Origin of the sequence: Microbacterium paraoxydans, from assembly GCF_900105335.1 — a bacterium.
GTDB classification, from domain to species: domain Bacteria; phylum Actinomycetota; class Actinomycetes; order Actinomycetales; family Microbacteriaceae; genus Microbacterium; species Microbacterium paraoxydans.
This window is the reverse complement of record NZ_LT629770.1, coordinates 3,102,070-3,123,995: the sequence shown is the minus strand read 5'-3', so window position 1 is coordinate 3,123,995 and position 21,926 is coordinate 3,102,070. Positions and strand designations below refer to the sequence as shown.

Annotated in this window: 20 protein-coding genes; 7 read left to right on the top strand and 13 right to left on the bottom strand. The window is 64.8% G+C overall.

The genetic code is table 11. The annotated features are described in order from the left end of the window. Window positions 1–315 precede the first annotated feature (315 nt). The 11 genes from lnt to BLU02_RS15235 all read right to left on the bottom strand — a co-directional run bounded on the left by lnt (window position 316) and on the right by BLU02_RS15235 (window position 9,646). A complete protein-coding gene (gene lnt, locus BLU02_RS15280; protein ID WP_231919595.1) occupies window positions 316–1,818 on the bottom strand; it encodes an apolipoprotein N-acyltransferase in 1,503 nt (500 codons plus the stop codon). A gap of 123 nt (window positions 1,819–1,941) precedes the next feature. Continuing rightward, a complete protein-coding gene (locus tag BLU02_RS15275) occupies window positions 1,942–2,880 on the bottom strand; it encodes a cytochrome c oxidase assembly protein (RefSeq protein WP_045262771.1) in 939 nt (312 codons plus the stop codon). A gap of 49 nt (window positions 2,881–2,929) precedes the next feature. Beyond that, window positions 2,930–3,265, bottom strand: coding sequence for a DUF6804 family protein (locus BLU02_RS15270; RefSeq protein WP_045262820.1), 336 nt, complete (start codon window positions 3,263–3,265; stop codon window positions 2,930–2,932). Beyond that, the gene (locus BLU02_RS15265) at window positions 3,262–3,792 is read right to left on the bottom strand and encodes a signal peptidase II (RefSeq protein ID WP_231919594.1); all 531 of its coding nucleotides are present in this window, start codon (window positions 3,790–3,792) and stop codon (window positions 3,262–3,264) included. The genes BLU02_RS15270 and BLU02_RS15265 overlap by 4 nt, the downstream gene beginning before the upstream one ends. 14 nt (window positions 3,793–3,806) lie before the next feature. Then, the gene (locus BLU02_RS17475) at window positions 3,807–3,956 is read right to left on the bottom strand and encodes a hypothetical protein (RefSeq protein WP_156149084.1); all 150 of its coding nucleotides are present in this window, start codon (window positions 3,954–3,956) and stop codon (window positions 3,807–3,809) included. Between the two features lie 290 nt (window positions 3,957–4,246). After that, window positions 4,247–5,251 (bottom strand): NAD(P)-binding domain-containing protein, encoded by a 1,005-nt coding sequence (locus tag BLU02_RS17925; protein ID WP_082066377.1) that lies wholly within the window; start codon window positions 5,249–5,251, stop codon window positions 4,247–4,249. Continuing rightward, the gene (locus BLU02_RS15255) at window positions 5,248–5,913 is read right to left on the bottom strand and encodes a DsbA family protein (RefSeq protein WP_060921356.1); all 666 of its coding nucleotides are present in this window, start codon (window positions 5,911–5,913) and stop codon (window positions 5,248–5,250) included. Before BLU02_RS15255 ends, BLU02_RS17925 begins: the two co-directional genes overlap by 4 nt. 87 nt (window positions 5,914–6,000) lie before the next feature. After that, the gene (locus tag BLU02_RS15250; RefSeq protein WP_045262769.1) at window positions 6,001–6,462 is read right to left on the bottom strand and encodes a hypothetical protein; all 462 of its coding nucleotides are present in this window, start codon (window positions 6,460–6,462) and stop codon (window positions 6,001–6,003) included. Window positions 6,463–6,519: 57 nt separating this feature from the next. Next, window positions 6,520–7,179, bottom strand: a complete 660-nt coding sequence (locus tag BLU02_RS15245) for a copper resistance CopC family protein (RefSeq protein ID WP_045262768.1) — start codon at window positions 7,177–7,179, stop codon at window positions 6,520–6,522. After that, entirely contained in the window at window positions 7,176–8,996 is a 1,821-nt protein-coding gene (locus tag BLU02_RS15240; protein WP_157547064.1) for a bifunctional copper resistance protein CopD/cytochrome c oxidase assembly protein, read from the bottom strand. Before BLU02_RS15240 ends, BLU02_RS15245 begins: the two co-directional genes overlap by 4 nt. A 77-nt stretch (window positions 8,997–9,073) precedes the next feature. Further along, window positions 9,074–9,646 (bottom strand): DUF3515 family protein, encoded by a 573-nt coding sequence (locus BLU02_RS15235; protein ID WP_082066362.1) that lies wholly within the window; start codon window positions 9,644–9,646, stop codon window positions 9,074–9,076. 611 nt (window positions 9,647–10,257) lie between these two features. Here BLU02_RS15235 and cmtR point away from each other — a divergent pair. Beyond that, window positions 10,258–10,632, top strand: a complete 375-nt coding sequence (gene cmtR / locus BLU02_RS15230) for a Cd(II)/Pb(II)-sensing metalloregulatory transcriptional regulator CmtR (RefSeq protein ID WP_045262766.1) — start codon at window positions 10,258–10,260, stop codon at window positions 10,630–10,632. Window positions 10,633–10,907: 275 nt separating this feature from the next. Beyond that, window positions 10,908–12,707, top strand: a complete 1,800-nt coding sequence (locus BLU02_RS15225; protein WP_082066357.1) for a heavy metal translocating P-type ATPase — start codon at window positions 10,908–10,910, stop codon at window positions 12,705–12,707. A 152-nt stretch (window positions 12,708–12,859) separates the two neighbouring features. Here the strand turns inward: BLU02_RS15225 and BLU02_RS15220 are convergent, their stop codons facing one another. Together BLU02_RS15220 and BLU02_RS15215 are read right to left on the bottom strand one after the other, a co-directional pair. Beyond that, window positions 12,860–13,801 carry a cation diffusion facilitator family transporter gene (locus tag BLU02_RS15220; protein WP_045262765.1) on the bottom strand — a complete coding sequence of 314 codons (942 nt, stop codon included), beginning with the start codon at window positions 13,799–13,801 and terminating at the stop codon, window positions 12,860–12,862. Beyond that, on the bottom strand, window positions 13,801–14,166 hold the full coding sequence (locus tag BLU02_RS15215) for an ArsR/SmtB family transcription factor (RefSeq protein WP_231579210.1): 366 nt from the start codon (window positions 14,164–14,166) through the stop codon (window positions 13,801–13,803). Before BLU02_RS15215 ends, BLU02_RS15220 begins: the two co-directional genes overlap by 1 nt. A 169-nt stretch (window positions 14,167–14,335) precedes the next feature. Here BLU02_RS15215 and BLU02_RS17470 point away from each other — a divergent pair, with 169 nt between their 5' ends. The 5 genes from BLU02_RS17470 (at window position 14,336) to BLU02_RS17465 (ending at window position 21,303) form a co-directional block, all read left to right on the top strand. Further along, window positions 14,336–14,920 carry a hypothetical protein gene (locus tag BLU02_RS17470; protein WP_156149082.1) on the top strand — a complete coding sequence of 195 codons (585 nt, stop codon included), beginning with the start codon at window positions 14,336–14,338 and terminating at the stop codon, window positions 14,918–14,920. A 126-nt stretch (window positions 14,921–15,046) separates the two neighbouring features. Then, window positions 15,047–15,667 (top strand): recombination directionality factor, encoded by a 621-nt coding sequence (locus BLU02_RS15200; RefSeq protein ID WP_045262761.1) that lies wholly within the window; start codon window positions 15,047–15,049, stop codon window positions 15,665–15,667. A gap of 21 nt (window positions 15,668–15,688) precedes the next feature. Beyond that, entirely contained in the window at window positions 15,689–18,184 is a 2,496-nt protein-coding gene (locus BLU02_RS15195; protein ID WP_052674573.1) for a phage/plasmid primase, P4 family, read from the top strand. A 12-nt stretch (window positions 18,185–18,196) separates the two neighbouring features. After that, on the top strand, window positions 18,197–19,918 hold the full coding sequence (locus tag BLU02_RS15190; protein ID WP_052674572.1) for a DNA polymerase: 1,722 nt from the start codon (window positions 18,197–18,199) through the stop codon (window positions 19,916–19,918). Between the two features lie 539 nt (window positions 19,919–20,457). Next, the gene (locus BLU02_RS17465) at window positions 20,458–21,303 is read left to right on the top strand and encodes a hypothetical protein (protein WP_045262760.1); all 846 of its coding nucleotides are present in this window, start codon (window positions 20,458–20,460) and stop codon (window positions 21,301–21,303) included. The last annotated feature ends 623 nt before the right edge of the window (window positions 21,304–21,926 follow it).

Sequence of the window (21,926 nt, the reverse complement as noted above, 5' to 3'; positions counted from 1 at the left end):
CGCCGCCCGATGGACCTCGCAGGAGCAGGCTTTGCAACGCGTCGAGCGTCCTGCTCCGTGGGGGTGGTGGATGGAGTCGTGTTCACCGTCTTCGCCGGAGTCCGCACGTCGTGCTCTCGGCTCGGAATGCCCTCGTCACGAGGTCGATGGTCGGATGCGCTGATTGGTGGAATCGGCGGATGGGACAGGGCCTCGCGCCTGCGCCGAAGTTCGGAGCGGGTGACTGGCGGAGTCGGGGCTGTCGACGCGGTCTCTCGGCGTCGAAGCTCCGACCGCGTGAGAAGCGGCTCCGGTCGAATGTTCGGCTCGAGAGGGTCATGTGTGGTCACGGTTCGGGCCTCCGGATTCGGGTTCGGGGGTCGAGTCTGGGCCGTTCGACGATGCACGTCGAACGATGAGGGCAAGTGTTGCGAGGCTTCCGAACGCGAGCAATGGCGCGCTCAACGCGAGCCACTTCTCCGCGAGGATGCCTGGTGCGATGCCTGAGCGGAGCGGCACATCCGTGATTGCGGCAGCGACCGTGTCGACGCCTGCTGTGTCGAGGATCGCGCCGTCCGGGGCTATGACTTGACTGGTGCCCACAGTGGAAACGTTCACCACGCTCTTACCGGTCTGGATGGCACGCATCCGGGCAAAGGCCAGTTGCTGAAGGTTCTCGTCGGAGCCGCGGAAGTCCGCGTTGTTGGTTTGGAAGATGTAGAGCTTCACATCCTGCTCAGCAGCGGCACGGATCACGTCGTCGAAGATCACGTCGAAGCAGATCGCGAGACCGATGTCGGTCTCGCCGACGGTCACGACGGGTGGGTTCGTGCCGGCAGTGTACTCGCGCTGGATCAGCCCGACGAGGTCGGGGGCAAGGCGCTCGTACAACCATCGGTCGGGGACGTACTCGCCGAATGGGACGGGATTGACCTTGTCGTGGACTTGAGAGCTGCCGGGGTTTGCCGTCCACAGGAAGGAGGTGTTGAACGTCTCATCGCCTCGTGCCGTCGCCGCGTTCGCCAGAAGCGGCGCCCCCGTCCGGGACACGATCCGATTCAGTTCAGAGGCGGCCTGTCGGTTGCGGAACGGGTCGAACTCCGCCGATCCTTCGGGCCAAACGAGCACGTCCATGTTCCGGTCGAGAATCGGTTCCGATGCCTCGACCTGTGCTTTGAGCAGGTCACCCGAGGCTTTACCGTCGAAGTAGCCTGAGGGACCGTTGCCTTGGACCCACCCAACCGCGAATGTGCCCGCGCCTGTCGTCGCATATTGCGGTGTCACACTGAGTCCGAAAACCAGGACGACAGCGGGCGTCAGAACGGACACTGCGCGCAACCCGATACGAAGCCACTGCACGATGCTCGCAGCGATGACCGCGATGGTGAGCGAGAGCCCGGTCACACCGATCCACGACGTAGCTTCCGGGAACGGGCTCTCTACCTGCGTCATCCCGAGTCGCACCCAGGGGAACCCGCCGTACGGCCACGATCCGAGCACGATCTCGCGGGCAACCCACAACCCGCCGACCAGTGCGGGTACGGCGACGATTTGCCAGACACGACGGCCACGGAAGCGGCTCGTCCATCGGTATGCCAGCGCTATGGGAACCGCACCGAGCCCGAACAGGAGAGCCTGCAGCCCCGACAACGCGATGCGTGGCAACGGCCCGAGGAACTGACCAACCCAATCGAGGTGAAGCGCGTAGAACGTGACACCGAACGCGAGACCGACGAGCAGCGCTCCGCCGACGCTACGTCCGACGGTCGCAACCAAGGTGAGGACGACGCTGACGAACGCGAGGGGCCACCAACTGACCTCGGGGGTCGCGAGGTCCATGGCGAGTCCACCGACCGCCGACAGTGGAACGGCGACCCATACACCGACGAGTGGTCGCGTGAGATCAGTGTGCGTCGTTCGGGCCTCAGACGTCGGCGTGGAGTGGAGTGTCGTCGGCATTGCTCAGGCGTCCCGCTCGCGGAGTTTCTGGAGGTACGCGTTGTACTCATCCAGCTCGGATGATCCGTACATGTCTACGTACCGGTCCTGTGCCTTGGATCGTGCGGTGTCCTCCCGGAACCATCGGTGCATGACGTAGATCAGCATCAGGAGCGTGGGGGCCTCGCCGTACGACCAGGCGAGTCCGCCGGCGAGCCGCTGGTCTTCGATGGGGTCGAGTCCCATGGCCTGCGTGGGCGCGACGAAGTGGGTGATGAGCATGGTGGTGGCCATCATGAGGAACACTCCGAAGAAGGCGTGCAGCGCGGCTTCGGCGAACACATCGAGGGCGCGGCCGCCGTGACTGAGGCGAACGGGTAGCGGGTCGGAGCTCAGGATGGGGATTGTGAAGATGATGCCCGCGCCGAGGAACGCCACCTCGAGGGCGATGTGTCCCGCGGTCGAGCTCAGGAGGGAGTCTGCGAACCCCGCGAGGTACAGGCCGTAGAACGCGGCCAGATAGAGAGGGAGCGCCGCCCATGGGCTCAGAGCCCAGCGCGCGAGTCTGCTGCGCAGCCCCGCGTGGGCGACGGCGAGTGCCCTACGCCCCAGCCCTACGTGCGGGGTGGCGCGGAGCAGCAAGGTGCCCGGAGATCCCAGGATGAGTAGCGGCGGAATCGCCATCATCAGAGTGAGCTGCTGGAACATGAACACCGACATCAACGCGTAGCCGTAATTCTCCACGGCGAGACCGGTCGTCCCAGCCAGGAGCGCGCAGCCGCTGAGGAAGCTGAACGTACGCCAGATGGACCAGCGTCGACCGTGCGTCCACATGCGAACGGCCCCGACCATGTAGAGAAGTGCAAGCAGCCCAGCGACCACCGGCAGCACCGGAAGCGCCCCCGGAACCACGGCGAAGTAGTCAGGGAAGGTGGGCGCGACGTCGGGGATCCACGGAGTCATCGACGGGCCCCCTCCGGCCTGTCGATGAGCTGAGCGATGAGTGCCGACATCAGGGTCGGGGGAACTTGATAAGGCTTCCCGCTACCAGGAAGACGACTGCTGCCGCGGGCTGGATTCCGGTCCAGACCGGTCCGGCGAACGGGAAGGGCATGACGGGATTCCACAGGACGGCGATGGCGATGAACACCGGGATCCACCACCAGTGGCGCGCTTGCACGGCGAACCATCCGACGATGACCGCGAGGATCGACGTGACGTAGAGGATGACCGAGGCCCAGTCACTCGCCAGCAGCACGGGGGCGAGGAACAGCACCGCGGCTGCGAGCAGACTCGGAGCAAGAGCGTTCCGCTGATAGGTGGAAGGGGTCCGCTTCTTCTGTGTCATGAGCGTCCCCATCCTTCGCTCATGTCCTGTGGCATCGAAGCGGGAGGCGTGACGACGTCGTCCTCTGGACCACGGCGGCGCCGAAGTAGCCCGACGACCAGCACGACGGCACCGACCCCCAGCGCCACGTCCGCCAGATTGCCGATGAAGAGGTCCGAGTAGGCGAGGAAGTCGGTGACGTACCCGCGGCCGAACGCAGGGGGTGCGAAGAGACGGTCCAGGACGTTGCCGATGGCTCCCCCGAGAATGAACCCGATACCGACCGCCCACCACGTGGTACGGGATCGGATTGCGCTCCTGATGAGCACGACCGTCGCTGCGATTCCGACTGCGGTCAGCAGCGGAGTCGCGCTGGAACCGAACGACAGGATGGCACCCGGGTTGAACGCCAGTTGCAGCCCGAAGAGGTCTCCCAGTAGCGGAATGCGCTCCGTGGTACTCAGTTGCGCCAAGGCGACCGCCTTCGACACTTGGTCGATGATGACGGTCGCACCGGCGACGGCGAACGCGATGGCGAGCTTCGGCACGCGCGCACTCATGATCACGCGCCTCCTTCCGTGTCGGCCGCTGCTCGGTCGCGCCGGCGGCGCTTCCACCCGGCGAACGCGACACCGACAGCGCCCGCTACGAGAACGAACCCCATGCCGATGACGAACAGGATGCCGAGGAACCCGAGATCGTCTCGTTCCACCGGCCGCTCTCCGTTCTGCCTTTGATGACGGTCCTTGTCCGACTCTGTCTCTTCGGGCGACGGCGAAGGCGACGGCGTTGAACTCTGTTCCGGAGTGGGGGACGCGGTAACTGGTGCGACGTCCCCAACTGCGGACGCTGAAACCGAAGGCGAAACCAGCAGGACCGTCGCGAGGATCAGCAACGCACACGCGACGGCACCCCACGCATGTTTCGTCGTGGCCATCGGATGTCTCATGTGTGATCCTCGTTTCGGTCGGTGTATTTCGGACGAACGTATTCAGGGGCGCTTCATGATGTGGCGTGCAATCGAGATCGCGTCACGGCGTGCCCCGTCGAAGGTGTCTGAATCCTGGCTACCGTGGCTCGGCATGCCGACGACGAACAGACCTGGGACGCTCGTAGTCCCGCGCTTCCGGCGACTGGACGTGGCATCGAGTACCGGACGGGGAAGCCAGCCGTCCGCGGGCAGGTATCCGGTCGCGTAGATGATGGACTGCGGAGCGATACGACGACCATCGTCGAAGACGATGTGTGCTCCGTCTGCGGCGATGGCCGCAGACGGAGCACCTCGATGCCGAGTTGTTCCCATTCCGGATCCAGTGCGAGAGCTGCCCCACCTCGCGCTTTTGCCCGACGCCGCCCGACGCCGCGTCGTGCCGGTCGAGCTGCGGAGACCGCCGACGGCTGGGACGACAGCGTGACGCGGTGCGTGCGACTGAGCTCGCGCGCGATCTCTTGGCCGCTGTGGCCGGCTCCGACGACCAGCACGTCACCGCTGGGAATCTGGCTCGGTCCGCGATAGTCGGCGCTATGAACCATGATCCCCGTTACCGCGGCGTCTACCGCCCAGTTCGGGATCCGAGGTCGAGCCGCGGACCCGGTGGCGCAGACGATGTTGCGCGTCTGTACCGGCCCTTCGTTCGTTGACAGAAGCAGAGTGGATCCGTCCCCCAGACGGTCCACGCCTGTCGCTCTGATGCCCCACAGCGTCGTGAGGCCTAAGGCGGCCTCGACGTCGAGAAGATGCTGTTCGAGCTCTCGCGGTGACGGGCGTCGATAGGGGTCGCCTGTGAGATGCCGGCCGGCGACCGTGCTCCGCCCGGCCTCTGTCAGGAGTGTCATCGACGACCAGCGGAACGCCCACGAACGACGCCCGTCAGGATTGCTGTCGATGACGGCGAAGTCCCGTTGCGGCTTCAGGCCCGAACGCGAGAGTTCGGCGGCGACGGAGAGACCGGCGTGGCCGGAGCCGACGATGATGACTCGACGATGAGAGAGGCCTAGGAGTGTCATGTTCCCTTGCCCGCTGAGAGGATCGCGTTCTCGAGGTCGTCGTAGCGCTCGAGTGTGATGGCATCGCCGTTCACGAAGAACGTCGGAGTTCCGCTTACTCCCAGTGCCTGACCGTCGTTGTAGTCGAGATCGACTCGTGCGACCGTCGCGGGGTCAGAGATCGCGGTATCGTAAGCGGCCATGTCCAGGCCGATCTCCTCAGCGAAGCCTCGGAACAAGCTCGCACGCGATTCCTGAGCTTCACCCCATTGAGCCTGCGTCTCGAAGAGCTTGCGGTACATCTCCTCAAGGCGTCCCTGCTGCGCAGCCGCTTCGGCCGCGAACGCGGCATTCCTGGAGTTCAGGTGACCCGGTAGCGGGAAGTAGCGGATGACATAGGTGATCTCGCCGTCGTAGCGCTCGCGAAGGTCTTCGACCACGGGGTAGAAGGCTCCGCACGCTTCGCATTCGAAGTCGAGGAATTCAACGACGGTGACTGATCCGTCTCCCCCGTCGTCGAGAACGTGCGAGTTCTCGCGGAGCACCTGCGCCGTAGAGCTTCCGTTCTCGGATTCTGGCGGCGCAGTGTTCTGCTGGTTAACGATGACGACGATTACCGCGACGATAATCAGGACGATGGTTACGGCAAGGGCAGCGAGGCCGGCTTTGACGGCGGGTTTCATCAGGTACTCCAAGGACTGTCGACACGGTCGAAGGTCGAGCGGTTGCTCGATGGGATGCGCACGCGCGAAGCGCGACGCTTCGACGGGTCAGGTCCGGGAGATTCCGAGCGTCGCCAGAGTCAGCGACGTCCGCCTCAGGGGGATGCTATTCGGAGCGGCGCTCGTTCGCGGCTGAGCCGCGTGGGTCTCCACGACCACGGCTGTCGTGCGCCAGAGCAGCCGATAGAGCATGACCGCTGCGACGAGTCCGCAGAGAAGACCGAGGACGCACAGCACAGCGCCCGTGACCGGGTCTACTTGTGCAGCGCCCGTGGCGAGCTGTATCACGACGCCTGCGGGTGCCGCAGCGGCTGCGTCAGCGCCTGATTCATCGGCGTCGAGCGACGTGCTGGCGGTAGTTGACGCCGTGGTGACATCGGCACTTCCGTGCTCGGCTGCGCCGACGGCGAAGATCAGGAGGAGTGTGAGCCCGATGATGCTAATGAGCCGCATTATCATCTGGCTGCGATCCGGCCGCCCGTGGCAGGCGACCCGGATCGAATGGAACACGATTCGATTGTAATCGTCGCTCCTACTTCTTCCTTTGAATGAGCCGTAATCACTCGGTCACTCCGCGCGCTTGCGTCGACGGTGCACCACGAGCACGGTCGCCATCGCCAGAACTCCCAGCACGACGACGCCTCCGACGACCGCCAGGGCCACGACGCTCTCATCTGCCCCGTCAGCGCGCGGCTCTCGGTCGGTATCTTGTGTGGGCGGCGCCGAGTTGGTGGCGTCGGTCGGCATCGGGGTACTGGTCAGCGCTGCTCCTGGTTGAGTACGGGTGCCTTCGTTCCCGCACGCCGGTGCGTCCCAACCGAGTGCGACGGTCGCCGTCGGATCCGCTGCGTAGTCGAACTGGTATGACTCGGAGATGGGGTGCCCGTCGCTGGACACAGCGTTCCAGAGCACCGTGTAGGTGCCCGACGCTCCGAGGGCGACGGGGGTGGTGAGCACGTTGAGTTCGATGGTGGAGCACGACGACTCATAGAAGAGCCCGTCGGGGCCCTGCACCTGGGCGAAGCTCGTCTGGCTGAAGTCGATGAGCTCCCCGCTGAAAGTCAGTGCGACTGTGTCGAGGTTGGTGACTGTCTCGCCCGCCGATGGCACAGCGTCGGTGAGATTGTCATGTGCGGAGGCTGGGGTTGCGGTCAGCAGCACGATTGCGACAGCGGCGGCGCATACGGCACCGCTCACGCGGCGGATTCGGGTGGAGACGGATGTCATGAGATGGCCTTTCGAGTGGAGTGGAGGGGTCGGTCGACCTCCTGTGGTGAGCGAGTGGAGTGCCCGCTGAGTATGTAGTCGACGCTGAGGCCGAAGAGGAGCAGCATCGGCGCCGAGAGCAGGATCACCATGCCGGCTGCTTGTTGGTCCGCCATCGGCTCCAGGCCCCATTGACGACCCATCGCCCCGAACCAGCTCGCAGCAATCAGGCCGCTCTGAAGCAGCACCCAACTGCCTACACTCGCCAGCGCGGCAGCCGATCCGAACACGACAACCACACGCATCCGCCGGGGATATGTGCCGGCAGGACGGAGGATCGCAGCGGTCACCAAGCTTCCCGCTATGAGCAGCGCGACGACGCGCAATTCATGCACCAAGGGATCGGCGAGGGAATCGCGCAAGAGGCCAGTGGCGGATACGCCCCACACGATAAGAGCGAACGTGCACACCGCGACCATGGGGTGGCGCAGGAAGAGGACGATCCGCGAGCGCTCCCCTGCTTGTAGCCACTCGCGGATTCCACGGCTCCCATCGGTGCGGCTGGTGATTCCCTCCAATGCCAAGCGATATGGCGCGCCAAACACGAGGAGGGAGGGAACCACGAGGAGCATAAGCATCCGTCCCGCCGCGTCGACGCTGTGGAGGTAGTCGGAGTAGACAGCGACCGCCCCACCGTTCACCCAAGCCAGCAGCACCATCCCGCTGATCCAGGCGAACGTGCGCAGGCCGCTCCACCCCTCGCCGCGTTGCCGCAGGCGACGGACACCCATCAGATAGAAGAAGACTCCGAAACCTGCGACCACCGCCCACAAGAGATTCACGTCGTTCCCGCTCAGCCAACCGACGAGTGTGAGTTCGGGTGGAAGCGGTGCTTCGGTGAGGATCTCAGCCGGTGTCGTCAGGACCGGAGCAGAGGTGTCTGCCGGCGCTGGCGTGCGGGCGAGCGCCGCTGCGGCACCACTCGCGATGCCCATGACCGCGAGCTCGACGGTGACGAACGTCCAGAACGGTGCCCGCTCTCTGACCCCACGGCGGATGAACCACCGACGGTGCGCGACACCCACGACGCCGAGGAGCGTGAGCGCCACCACCTTCACCAGGAGCACAGCTCCGTACGCGCTGAGAAGGTCTCGCCAGCTGCTGACAGACGTCATCGCGCGAGCGACTCCGGAGACGGAGACGACCACGAAAGCGACGAGTGCGATGGTCGAGTATCGCTCGACCACCGCCCGCAGACGGTGCTCGCGCGCGAACGGCCTGAGGAAGACCAGCGCGAGAAGACCGCCGAGCCATACCGCCGCGCTGGTGATGTGCAGCACGAGCGACATGACCGCAGCATCATGATTGGCGAGGCTTCCGGAATGACCTTGCGTCGCCATCGGGACCAGCGACGCCAGCGAAAGAAACGTCAGCAACAGTGCGGCCGCCCACCCCCGGAACGCATACGAGATCACCGTGAGAATCGCGGCCATCACGGTTGTGATGAGCCAGACGCGACCCAGTTCCGTCTCGAGGAGGAATCTGCCGAACTGCTGACCGAACCCCGGGCCGAGTGACACCTCAGGATTGAACGATGACAGGAATGTGAGATAACCAGTGACTCCTGCGCCGATGGTGAGCACTGCGGCACCGATGGAGGCGACATCCAGGGCGGTATCGAACTCCTTCTCGCCCTGTTGGAGAGCGTACGCAGCAAGGACGGCCGATCCGACCATGACGGCAGCCCCGAGGTTGACGATGAGCTTCGCGACCGGCAGTCCCCACCGAACGACCGCGCCGGGGTCGCTGGTGACTCGTGGATCAGCCCCGCCACCCATCACCAATCCCAGAAGGAGCGCGACCAGAGCCGAGGTGAGTAGGAGTGCGGGTCCGACCAGTCGGAGCCCCCTGGCGTTCACGGGAGGTCTCCGGAGCCGCCCGTGGTCGGCGCATCCTCGCCGTCCGATGACGCGGTGTCCGGCGCGGAGCAGGCGGACGTCTTCGGCAGCATCTGGACCGCGGGTGCGAGGGCTTGCAACGCGGCATCCGCGGAGAGCTTCGTCGTATCGACATAGGCCTGGGCTGCGGGCGTTCGGCCGTAGGTCGTCAAGCGCAGGTAGGGGGAATCTTGTTCGTCGACGATCCAATCGACGGAGTTGATGGTCACGCATTGCAGCGTTGTCGGTGCTGGCGGCTCGAGCCCGCAGGTAAAGACGACGATGGTCGGGTCTCCCCATGCGGCGGTCGCTTGGGCATCGGTCGTGCGACCGGTGAACTCTCCGACGGCTGCGGGGAGCCGAACCGTCACGTCGGCGCATTCGGGGGCGTTCGCATTTGTCGCAGGTTTCAATGCGACAGTGGACGCGCATCCCGACAATGTCGCGAGCAGGCCGATGAGTGCGACGGCTCCGAAGACTAGGTTCCGCGAAACGGCGCGCCGATTGACTGAGACCTCGGCGGGGGTCGGGGTGAGGGGCGTGTTCTCCAAGTCATCTCTCCAAGCTGTCGACGACGTGCGTCGATCCGCATCCGCGCGATGGCACGGATGAAGGCGGCATTGAGCCGGAGAGTCAGGTTCGGGAGATCTGCAGCTGCGCGAGGTCAGGGCGCAGCAGATGTGGTCCCTTAATGCGCGGAATCGATGCGCGGTGCGCGGAGTCTCGTGAAGGGGCTTGCATCGGGGTGCGGAGTCGCGCGCGGGCGAGTCGGGCGAACACCAGCACGCCGAGAAGCGCACCGACTATGCACACAGCGGCGGCGACATCAGATGATCCAGCAGAGGACACCGCGGACTGATCTCGTTCGTCGTGCTCACTCGACAACGAGAAGCTTTCCGGTGACGCTGTGGCCGACGTCGCAGTCTCTGCGTGGACAGTGCTCGCGATACCGAGCGTGAGAAGCAGAGCAATAATGATCCCGAAGAGCACCCTCATCGCAAGCGGCCCGCGGGGGACGTGCGCTGAGCGTCTGGTGTCCGTGCGCAGCATCATCCTCTCCAGTCTACGTTGCGGTTGCCCGGCGCAACTCCACACCCGAACCCAGAGCTCGAGCGCACCGCTCTGTTGAAAGATAAGTCAGCAAGCACTGTATAGTCATTGCATGCTGACCATTGCTTCTCGTCTCGACGTGATGAACCGATTGGGGCGCGCCATGGCTGACCCCACTCGTTCTCGGATTCTGCTGGAACTGCTTTCCGGGCCGGGATACCCGGCGCGCTTGTCCGAGGCACTGGATCTGTCTCGCACCAACGTGTCGAACCATCTCGCGTGTCTTCGAGGGTGCGGCATCGTGGTCGCGACGCCGGAGGGACGTCAGACGCGGTACGAGATCGCGGATCTGCATGTGACTCGAGCCATCACTCTGCTGGTGGACACGGTCCTCGCGGTCGACGACGGAGAGGCGTGCACAGACGAGAACTGTGACGTGCCTCTATGCTGCGCGCCTACCGACAGGGCGATGGAGGAGATCCGATGAGCGAGGAATGCTGCGGCCCGGACGAGCCACGCCAGACGAGAACTGTCCGTCGGCTCGAGCTACGCCAGCCCTCTGCCGCCGCAGACGCCTGCTGCGGACCCGACCCCATCACGTCCTCTTCATCATCGAGGCGAACGCCGCTCCTGGAGGACGACGCCTGCTGCGGACCGGCTTCCCCCCGCGACGCGGATCATTCGCACGGGGACGCTGAGCACGAAGAACGGCCACCGCTCTGGCGCGACACCGCGCTCCTGCCGTCCGCGGTTGCCGGCGTGATGCTGCTGGCAGGTTATGTCTTCGAGTGGTCCGGACTACCGGTTCCGGCGCTTGTCCTCCAGACGGTCGCACTCCTCGCGGGTGCGTACACGTTCGTCCCCGGGGCGATCCGCCGCCTGGTGCGGGGCCGACTCGGCGTCGGCCTTCTGATGACCATCGCCGCCATCGGCGCCGTAGCTCTCGGCCACGTGGGCGAAGCTGCAGCGCTGGCGTTCCTGTTCTCGCTTGCCGAAGCTCTCGAGGATCGGGCTATGGATCGGGCGAAGGAGGGACTACGCGCGCTGCTGTCGCTGATCCCGGAGACCGTGCGTGTCTCGCGCCTGAACGGTGACGTGACGATCCCCGCCGCGGAGGTCCGCGAGCTCGACATCCTCGTCGTCGGTGCGGGAGAACGGATCGCGACGGATGGCGTGGTGGTCGAGGGCCGCTCCGGCATCGACACGTCTGCCGTGACGGGCGAGTCGATCCCGGTGGAGGTCGGACCGGGACACGCCGTCCCCGCGGGATCGGTGAACGGGGCTGCGACGTTGCGGATCGAAGCAACCGCCGACGGCCGCGACAATTCCCTCACCCAGATCGTCGAGCTGGTCGAGCAGGCGCACGCCCGCAAGGGAGAGCGGGCCCGCCTGGCGGACCGGATCGCCCGCCCACTCGTGCCGGCCGTGCTTATCATCGCAGCCCTCGTGGCCGTGTTCGGGTTCATCGTCGGGGATCCCGGCCTGTGGATCGAGAGGGCGCTCGTCGTGCTCGTCGCCGCGTCCCCGTGCGCACTAGCCATCGCCGTTCCGGTGACGGTCATCAGCGCCATCGGCTCGGCCTCGAAGTTCGGTGTGGTCATCAAGTCCGGCGAGGCCTTCGAACAGTTCGGCACCATCCGCACCGTCGCGCTCGACAAGACCGGCACCCTCACGCGCAACGAGCCTGAGATCGTCGCCGTCGTGCCTGCTCACGGACGCTCCCGCGAGGAGATCATCTCCCTCGCCGCCGCCCTCGAGACCACGAGCACCCACCCGCTTGCCGCCGCCATCACTCGCGCCGCGTCCGACGTCCCCGCAGCGACAGACGTCGTCGAAGATGCCGGCCACGGCCTCACCGGCCTCGTCGGCTCCACCCGCGTTCGGGTCGGGAACGCACGCTGGCTCTCGGAACTGGGTGAGCTCACCAAGCCCGCCGACGAGATGGCCGGAGACGGTATGACCGTCGTCGTCGTCGAGACCGACGGTCAGGTCTCGGGCCTCATCGGCGTGCGGGACGAACTGCGCCCCGAATCCGCCGAGACCATCTCCATGCTGAACGCGCAGGGCATACGCACCGTCATGCTCACCGGCGACAACCAGCGAACCGCCTACGCCCTCGCCGCCCGCGCCGGCATCAGCGACGTACGCGCCGAGCAACTCCCCGCCGACAAGGCCGCCGCCATCACGGCCCTCGTCACGGAGAGTCCGACGGCCATGGTCGGCGACGGCATCAACGACGCCCCCGCCCTTGCCACCGCGACCGTCGGGATCGCGATGGGTGTGAAAGGCTCAGCTGCGGCCATCGAATCCGCCGACATCGCCTTCACCGGCAACGACCTTCGCCTCATCCCCGCAGCCCTCGCCCACGCCCGCCGCGGACGCCGAATCATGACCGTCAACATCGCACTCGCCCTGGCCATCATCGTCGTTCTGTTCCCCCTCGCCTTGTTCGGCGTTCTCGGCCTCGCTGGTGTCGTCCTTGTCCACGAGGTCGCCGAAGTCATCGTCATCCTCAATGGCGTCCGTGCCGCCCGACGCCGCGGGATCGGATTCTCGCGGTGACGACTTCGGTTGCCGAGTCGACGGACCTCGTGATGGAAGTTCGGGGTTTGGACGCATCACCACTGAAGTTGTGCTTCAGCGAGTGCCAGAGCGAGCGTTCGGCGCGTATCGGAGCAGCATCACCTTGAGGCAACGCGGTAAGCCGCGTCCACCTAAGCATGCCGGACAGACGTTGACTCGTGGTCGGCGACCGTCTCGGTCTCGAGTTGAAAGGTCGAGTGCGCGACCGAAACTTCGAAGTGTTCAGCCACACATTCCCGAATGTCAGCCAACACCGTCATCGCGTGTCCGTCCTGGAAGCACTCGTCGCGAACTATGACGTGCGCGCTCAGCGTGGGCAACCCAGTGGCCACGGTGGATGCGTGAACGTCATGCACATCGACTACATGCTCGAGCTTGAGAATGTGTGCCCGCACGTCCTCGAGGTCCAGGCCTTTGGGAGTGAACTCCATGAGAACACTGCCGGTCTCACGCATCAACATGAACGCGCGAGGGACGATGAGAGCGGCGATGAGTATTCCTGCGAGAGCATCTGCCTGCTGAAACCCTGTCGTCGCGATGACGATGGCCGCGACGATGACACCGAGTGAACCAAGAGCATCGTTGAGAACTTCGAGGAAAGCGGCCCTCATGTTGAAGTTCGCGCCTCGACTCGATGCGAGCACCGCGATTGCAACGATGTTGGCGGTGAGCCCGATGATGCCAAAGACGAGCAACTCCCCCGCTGGTACTTCTGGCGGCTCGAACAGGCGACGGATACCTTCGATTGCCGCGTAGGTTCCGACCGCCAGGAGCAGCGCCGCTTGAGCGAGTGCTGCTATCACTTCAATCCGCCGAAAGCCCCAGGTGCGCTTCGAGCTCGGCGGGCGCAGCATCAACGTTGCCGCGATGAGCGCGACGAGAAGTCCTGACGCGTCGGTGATGGCGTGCGCCGTGTCCGTGAGCAGAGCGAGGCTGCCTGTGATGACGGAGCCAACCGCCTGCGCCGCCACGATGGCGGCAGTGATGGCGAAAGCGATCCAGAGCCGGCGGCGAAAGTCCCCTGGCAGGCCTTCTTCGGTCATAGTTGGCCCGTGGTCATGTCCCGCACCCATTACGCTGCCCCTTCTCTCTCACTTCGTAAGTGCTCACACAGCACCAAGTCTTTTCCGGTGGCGGCCAGGAGCGTTTCTGCGGCAACCATCACGACTCGCAGAGCCTCGGGATGCGCAAGGGCGTACCACGTCGCTGGACCGTCAGGTCGAGCGACAGCAAGACGACATTCAACGAGGAATCCAAGGTGCTTGCTCACGGTCGACTGCGCGAATCCCATGTGCTCAACGAGGTCTCGCACTCGATGTTCTCCGGACGAGAGATGCTGAACGATAGCCAGTCGCGTTGGGTCAGCGAACGCCTGGAACAGGTGTGCGTACGCGTCTGTCGCCTCCGCGTCCAACTCAAGCAAGTCGCGTTCTATCATCGCCATACGACGATGATAGAACGCAGGCGCTGCGCCGTCACGGTTCGACGGCAACTGATAAGGACACTCACTTGCACTGGGCATGAAGCCTGAAGGTACGTTCGCTCATTGGCACCGCGAAGATCAATGCACGCGCCACGCAAGTCGGCACGCGTGAGAAGATGACTTCATGGATCCACTTGAAGCTGGTCGCATCGCGCTCTCTGATGCCGTGCGTGCCTATCTGAATGGACCGCCTCACGAGAAGACCGGCCCGATGAAAGCGGCGGGCGCGGCAGTGTTCCAGGCACGTCAGCATTTCGAACTCGCCGACGGAACGAAGGACATCCTCGGCCGCAGCCCCGGCTACCGGGCTTGGCTGGCAAGTGCGCTCGCTGCAACTGGCCTTCCCCGTCAACGTCAGTCGGGATTCCTTTCCGCTCTTCGCCATCATGTCTCCACTGAGATGCGCGCTCGCCTCTCACCGGAAGTACTTCAGACTCACGGGGTCGCACCTGTCGACGCCGCGACTCGGACCCGGCTGCGCCGCCGAAGCGAGCGACTCGAAGCTGGCCCTCGCTCCCCACGAAGGTTGCCGCCTCTCGCTGACCCGAAGGAGATCGTCGCACTCCTCGAGACCGTCACCGTTGCCTTGGGCCGTATCCACTACGACACACGCGACGCCGATGTCGAGTCGGCGCTAGGCCAGCTGGGAGATGTCCTGAGCCGGATCTCCGCGACTCGTCCAGACAACACCGACGAGATCTACTTCTAGAACACTTACTCAGCCCCCGTGCTTGTCAGCACGGGGGCTTTGTCATGCCCGCAGAAATTTCTGAGCAGTGCTGAAGCAACCCGGCGAGGTACCTGGCGTCCGCACCCCAGCACGTCAGGAACTTTCATGGTCAACCCCTCCCCCCGTACACCGGTCGTAGGTCGTCTCCGTTTCGCCCAGCAACTCCAGGGAGTCCCCCGGTCACTGGACACCTGGCGAATCACCACCGACAGCCCCACGGTCGCCAGCTCGCTGCACGGGGTACTCGGCGGAACTGCTCCCCGCCCTTGGCCGGGGCCGTCGCAGGACACGCTCGAGGTCCTGACCGCCACGTCCGAGCTGAACGTCATCATCACCTCGTCCATGTCGTTCCAGATCCGGTTCTTCCGCAAGAACACGGCCCACAACTACATGAGCACAGGAGACGAGCTCATCCTCCCGGACCGCTCCCGCGTTCTCGACCCGGACCGCGAACTCAGCCTGCTGCAGCGACGGCGGCGGGCGCGCGACACCGGAGAACGGCTTGTCACCAGTCTGTACTGCCAGCTCGCCGCAGCACCGGACCTGGGGACGCTCCTGTTCCGGTCCACCTCATGGGACCTCGCTGAACGCCTCCGCCGAGCGGACATCCCTCAACGGCTCGAAGCCGCTGGTCGCGATGTTCCGGCGACGCTCCGCATCTCAACGACGCCGACCGGACGCGCCACCCTCCCGCACGCGACCGCACACCTTCTTCTCAACGACTGACCCCGACAAGAACTGACTCTCATGCTCTACTCCGAACTGATCTCCCGTCTGAACGTGACTGGCCACACCAGCGACGGCATCCTTGCTGTCTGTCCAGCGCACGAGGACCGTCCCGAGAACCCTCATCTGCGGATCACCATCACCGAGCACGGCAAGGTCCTCATCCACTGCCGGGTCGGATGCTCCAACAAGACCGTGCTCAAGGCGCTCGATATGACGCTGCGTGATATCGCGACCATCGACATCTCCGACGCGCCTCCGCTCCGCTCCACTGCAGCGAAGGGCCCCGCGGGGACCGCGGAGATCGCCGCGCTCGCAGTGCAACTGGACAAGTGGGCAGTAAACCTCGACGAATCCAGCCGCAACTATGCCCAGCGTCGGTTCGGGATCACGAGCGCAGATGCCGAACGGCTGCAGCTTGGCTCGGTGACCCAGGGCGGCGTCCGTCGACTCGTCGTCCCGTTCCTGACGCCGCAGGGCGTCCCCCGCGGCTACCAAGGACGAGATATAGACGGAACGCACGCCGTGAAGTGGCTCGGACCGAAGAACCCGAGGGGATCGGCATGGAGCCGGATGGCGTGGCTCCCGGGCTCCACGGACTGGAACGAGGTCCTCATCGTCGAGGGCCCCGGCGACGGGCTGACTGCCGCCGCCATCGGGTACGACGCCATTGCCATCGCCGGTGCCGCGGGAGTGAACGCTAGCAACGCCGACGAGATCGCCTCGTGGGTAGACGGTCGGCCTGTGGTGATCTGCGGAGATGGCGACACCGCCGGCAGCAACTTCAACTCCAACCTCGCCAAGCTCCTCGTCGAGCGCGAAGTCTCCGTGCGAGTCCTTGACGTGCCCGAGGGCCTCGACCTCTCCGACTGGCGCGCGCAGGAGGGCGAAGCCTTCCGACCACTCCTCATGCATGCCATCGCCGAGACGAAGCCGCTCGCTTTGGTCGAAGTCTCCCGTCGCTCCTGGAACGAGAAGCTCTACTCGCTCACCGACCTCGGGGCGGCTCGCTACCTGCTCGCCTACATCAAAGGGCTCGGCGCTGATCTCCGGTACACACCGGAGACAGGCTTCATGACCGTCGACAAGGGCGTCTGGCGTCCTGATGGAGTTCAGCAGGTCCGTACCTGGGCTCAGGAGGTGGCGGACATCGTCCGCGCTCACGCTGCTGTGGAGGTCAAAAATGCTGAAGGGAAGGCCCGCGATAGCGACGAGCATGAGCGGGCGACGCGCTGGTCTCGATTCGCCGCGGCGGTGCAATCCTCGCGAGGCCTCTCCGCAATGATCCGCGAACTACAAGCTCTCCCCGGCGTGGGCGTCAGCTTCACCGCATTCGACCAGCACAACCACCTGGCCGCGTTCACCAACGGTGTTGTGGATCTTCGCACCGGCGAACTCTGCCCCCACGATTCCTCGCTCCTGCTCACAAAGTCGTTCCGGTTCGACTACGACCCTGAAGCCACGGCGCCACGCTGGGTTCGCTTCATCGAAGAGGCCCACCCCGAGAAGGAGGGCGTCGTCGAGTACTTCCAGGTACTGCTCGGATACGGGATCACGGGCCACACTTCCGAGGCGTGCTTCATCGTTAACTACGGCGTCAAGGGCGGCAACGGCAAGAGCACCATGCACGAAGCGATTGCAGACGTCTGCGACGACTTCACCGTCACCACCGCGTTCTCAGCGTTCGAGGAGAAGCCCGCCGGCGGGATCTCCAACGACACCGCAGCCCTCAAGGGCGCCCGGTTCGCTCTCGCATCCGAGGGCAACGCGGGCAAGGCAATGGACGAGGCCAAGCTCAAGAGCGTGACCGGCGGCGACCGCGTTACCGCACGGTTCCTCCACAAAGAGAACTTCACGTTCAAGCCGAACTTCCTCCTGCTGCTGGCATCGAACAACAAGCCCGCGTTCAAGGGACAGGATGGCGGCTTGTGGCGGCGAGTCAAGATGATCCACTGGAACCACTCCTTCACCGAGGCGGGTACCGCCGACCCGAACCTCGGGGCGACGCTCCGCAGCGAAGCCCAGGGAATCGCCACTTGGCTGGTTCAGGGCGCCGTGCGCTGGCACAGGGAGGGTCTTCGCGATCCGCAGTGGATCAAGGACGCGACAAAGACCTATAAGGCCACCAGCGACGCTCTCGCCGGGTTCTTCCCAGGCAACTTCGTCGCCGACGAGGGTTCGCGCTGCGATGGGGCGATGCTCTACGAGTCGTACACCGCGTGGACCAAGGCCGAAGGACTCCCCCTCAAGGAGGTTTGGACGCGTCGTGCCTTCTATGGAGCGCTCACCGAACGCGGCCTCGTTCAGCGCAAGACCAACAAGGGCCAAGCCTTCGACGGGATCCGTCCCGCCAACGACGCGGATCGTGCGAAGGCAGCCGAAGAGGACGAGGAGAGCGGCCTAGCGCTGCCCTCGCCTGTGGTCGCAGCGACCGCGCCTACGACGTCGATCTCCGACGCCCCTTCCCTCGACGACTGGTTCATCGAGACCCCCGAGTCCGACGTCGTCCCACTTTGAGGCACGAGCATCATGCAGATCACCATTGACGCCCCACAGTTCTCGGCCGACCTCGCCGCGATGCGCGAGGCATTCGCCTCGACGAACATCATCGCCGTCGCCATCCCGCCTTTGGATATCTACCAGCCCAATACGCGACTGACCCACGTGGCGTTGGCCACCGAAGCAGGTGCCTGGACCCTCCGCGTCGATCTGTGGCGCCAGGTCATCCGTGACTATCTGGGCGGCGGCCACCGGCTCGTGATGCACGACGCGGCGTACACCATGGAAACACTCGACAGACACCTCGGAGTCACCATCGAACAGCTCGCCGGCGCGACGTTCGACACGCGGGTGTTCACCCACCTCTTGGATCCCCGTTCTCGCAACGACGGCGGCTCCGGACACTCTCTCACCGAAGCCGTCCGACACTACCTTGCACCAGACGCACTCAGCACCGAGAACGTGGTCGAGCCTGATCTGCTGGGCGTACGCGCACACCTGACCCTCAGCCTGTTCGGAAAGATCGCTCCGATGATCCATAGGCTCGACCTCACAGCCTTGGCCACGAAGGAGCACCGGCTCCAGGCGGTCGTGTCCACGATGGCTCGTCGAGGTGTTCGCGTTGACCGCGAGTACACGCAGAGATTGCATACCTCGCTTGACGAGGACGCAGCCCGTTGGACGATTCAAGCAGCCCGGTACGGCGTGACCAGCGTCCAGAACCCATCGCAAGTAGCTTCAGCACTTCTCGCCATGGGTGAGCATCTAAGTGAGCGAACCGAGAGTGGAGCGCTCAAGGTGGACAAGAGCGTGCTCCTACCTCTCGCCGACCTCACCGAAGACAACGAGAGGATCGAGAGGAGGGATCCGAATCCTCTCGCAGAGGCGGTCCTCCACGCACGACGAGCGCAGGGGTGGAAGGAGTCCTACACTCGCCCATTCCTCTTCCAGACCGATGGTGAGGGTCGTATCCATCCGTCCATCACGACGCTCGCCGCGCGCACGGGACGCATGTCGCTCTCTCGCCCAGCGCTCCAGCAACTGCCTTCCAAGGGCCATTTGGTGCGGCGGTGCATCATCGCCGATCCCGGCAACGTCATCCTCTCGCTCGACTACAAGCAGATCGAGATGCGTGTGCTCGCTGCGCTCTGCGGCGACGAAAGGATGCTCGACGCGATCCTTGGCGGACAGGACCTTCACGACTTCACGGCGAGCCTCGTGTTCGGAGAGAGCTTTACCTCTCGCCAGCGCGACCTTAGCAAGCAGATTGGCCTCGGAAAAGTGTATGGAGGAAGCGCTTCTACCGTGTCGCTTCAGACTGGGATCCCGAAGACGCAGGTGGAGCCGGCGATGCGCAAGTACGACGAGTTGTTCCCCGGCATCAAGCACTACGGGAAGAGGCTCATCGCTGACGCTCGACGGCGAGATCGCTTCGAGGTAGTGAACGTTCACGGTCGACTTCTGCCCCTGGACATGTCGCGTTCGTTCACCGCGACGAACTACGCGGTCCAGTCCGTTGCGCGTGACATTCTTGCGGAATCCTTGATCCGCCTTCACGACGCTGGTTTCGGCAACAACCTGTTGCTGCCGGTACACGATGAGGTTGTGGGGCAGGCTCCAGTCGCCGATGCCGCGAAGACGGTGCTCCGGATGAAGGAAGTGATGGAGACGGACTTCATGGGTGTGCCCATCCTCGCCGATGCAGAGGTCTACGGCCCATCCTGGGGTCACGGCTACGGAGCAACTGCGTAGATCCTCGCCGCCCGGGCGGCGAACACAGAACATAACGGCGAGCCCGCCGACCGCCTTCGATCCCGAACCTCAGATGGCGAAGCCGTCATGCAGATCAGCGATCCGCATGACGGCTTCGTCGTTTCCGCTGCCGCGTTCGGCCGGGCCTCTGGCACGGCACAGTAGCTGCCTCCCAGCGTCATGTATCCCCGAGCGCTATCGCGTCGATTGCACCTCGTTCGGACCAACCCGACCACCTTCATCAAACGTGGTGATTTTCGCGCGTGACCTCGACTTTGGCCACCTCGCGCACCCGACCTGCAACCAACGACCGGCGGGCGATGCGTGCGTTTCGAGGCGGACCGCATAGAGGGGGTACCGAAAGCAACCGTTTCGGAGCACCTGAGCTGACGCGCAGAGGCACGTTCCGGCAGGCACCCCCGGGCCGCTTCGGAGCTTGCCGCAGGGTAACCGCGGCAGCGCCGGCCCCACAACTGAACACCTGATTGAACCACATCTACACCACGCAAATCATTTCGCGTGACATCTGAAAGACCCTCATGAACTTCAACGACATCTTCATTACGCCCGACGACGAGACCCGGGAGCCGCTCAGCTCCGAGCAGGAAGCCCACCTCATCGCAGGGGCGCGACGCGAGGTCAACCAGCGCCAGCGGCGCCGTCCGCACTTCGAGCAGCTGCTGTGGCAGTACATCCCCGCCCTGCGCGGTCGCGCAGCTTCCGAGTACCGCCGCATGGGCGGCTCGGTCGACATCGACGAGGTCCGCTCGAACGTCCTCGCCGGCTTCACGGAGGCGGTGTTCACGAACAAGGCAGGAGTGCGCCTCATCCAGGCGCTCGAGCGTTCCGTCCTCCGTGCCGCAGACGAAACGAACATGCAGGGCGCTATGGTCATCCCGGCACAGCGACGCCGCGAGTATCGCACCGCGATGACTGACGCGGGCGGCAACCTCGAATCCGCTATCGCGCAGGCACGCGGCATCCTCGCGGAAGCGTCGATGCGCGCCCTTCACAGCGCCCTGGGCGGACACGCCAGCATCGACGAAGAAGCAGTTCACTCGAGCGCCGCGCGCGACCCGTACGACACCATCGACTGCGTCCTCGACGTGGCGCGGGCACTCGCTGCGCTGACCATCGGCCGCGATGGGAAGACCGACCCCCTCTTCATCATCACTCGAGCATTCGGGCTCGACGGCGACGACAGCGTCGCCGACGCGGTCATCGCTGAGGAGCTCAAGCGGGCTGCGCGCGACGACCTCGGAGCGAACGCCGAATGGTGGACGCCCTCGCGGGCAACCATCCAGCGGGTTCGGGAGACCGCGCTCGCTCTGATGCACGACGCACTGTGCGACGGCCACGACCCTCGTTGCAACCGCGTCCATTGATTACCGATGGGCGCGCGTCCGAAGGGTGATGCACTTCGAGCGCGCGTCCTCATCCCGAGCATGAATCATGATCCGGGCCTGCCCGGTTAGGCGACTCGGAACCAGAGGTCGAACGACAACGAAGTTGTTCCCCGGGAGATCGTCCGACCGCGCGCTACGAGAACTGCGGCTAGGCGTGAAGTCGAACCCACGATCCGAATCCCCCTACCGACGCTGCACCGGTTCATTGATGATCCGGTGCCGCGCTTTCAGCATCCTCGGTCGACGAACTCTCGTCGAACGCGATGCCACAGTTGCATGCGCTCACGCGAGTAGGTCGCCCCATCCGGGCGCCCTTCGGCAAGCATCGTCGAGAAGCCTTCAGACGCAGCGGACCACTGCGACCACGCGGATGTCTAGTTGGCGACGGGGTCGGCCTTCGTTCCACGAATCGGCGAACGCTCCGGGTGGCCTGAACAATCGCACTCAGCGCATTCCGGGACAGATCACCCCTTGACTATTCGAACGATTCTGGCAACGCGAAAATCGCCCATACGAGGTCTGGAGATCGCCCGCACGTTCCTTCCCATATCTTGACCAGTACTGACTTCGCCCGCCTTGCCTGCGAGCCCTAAGCCCGAACG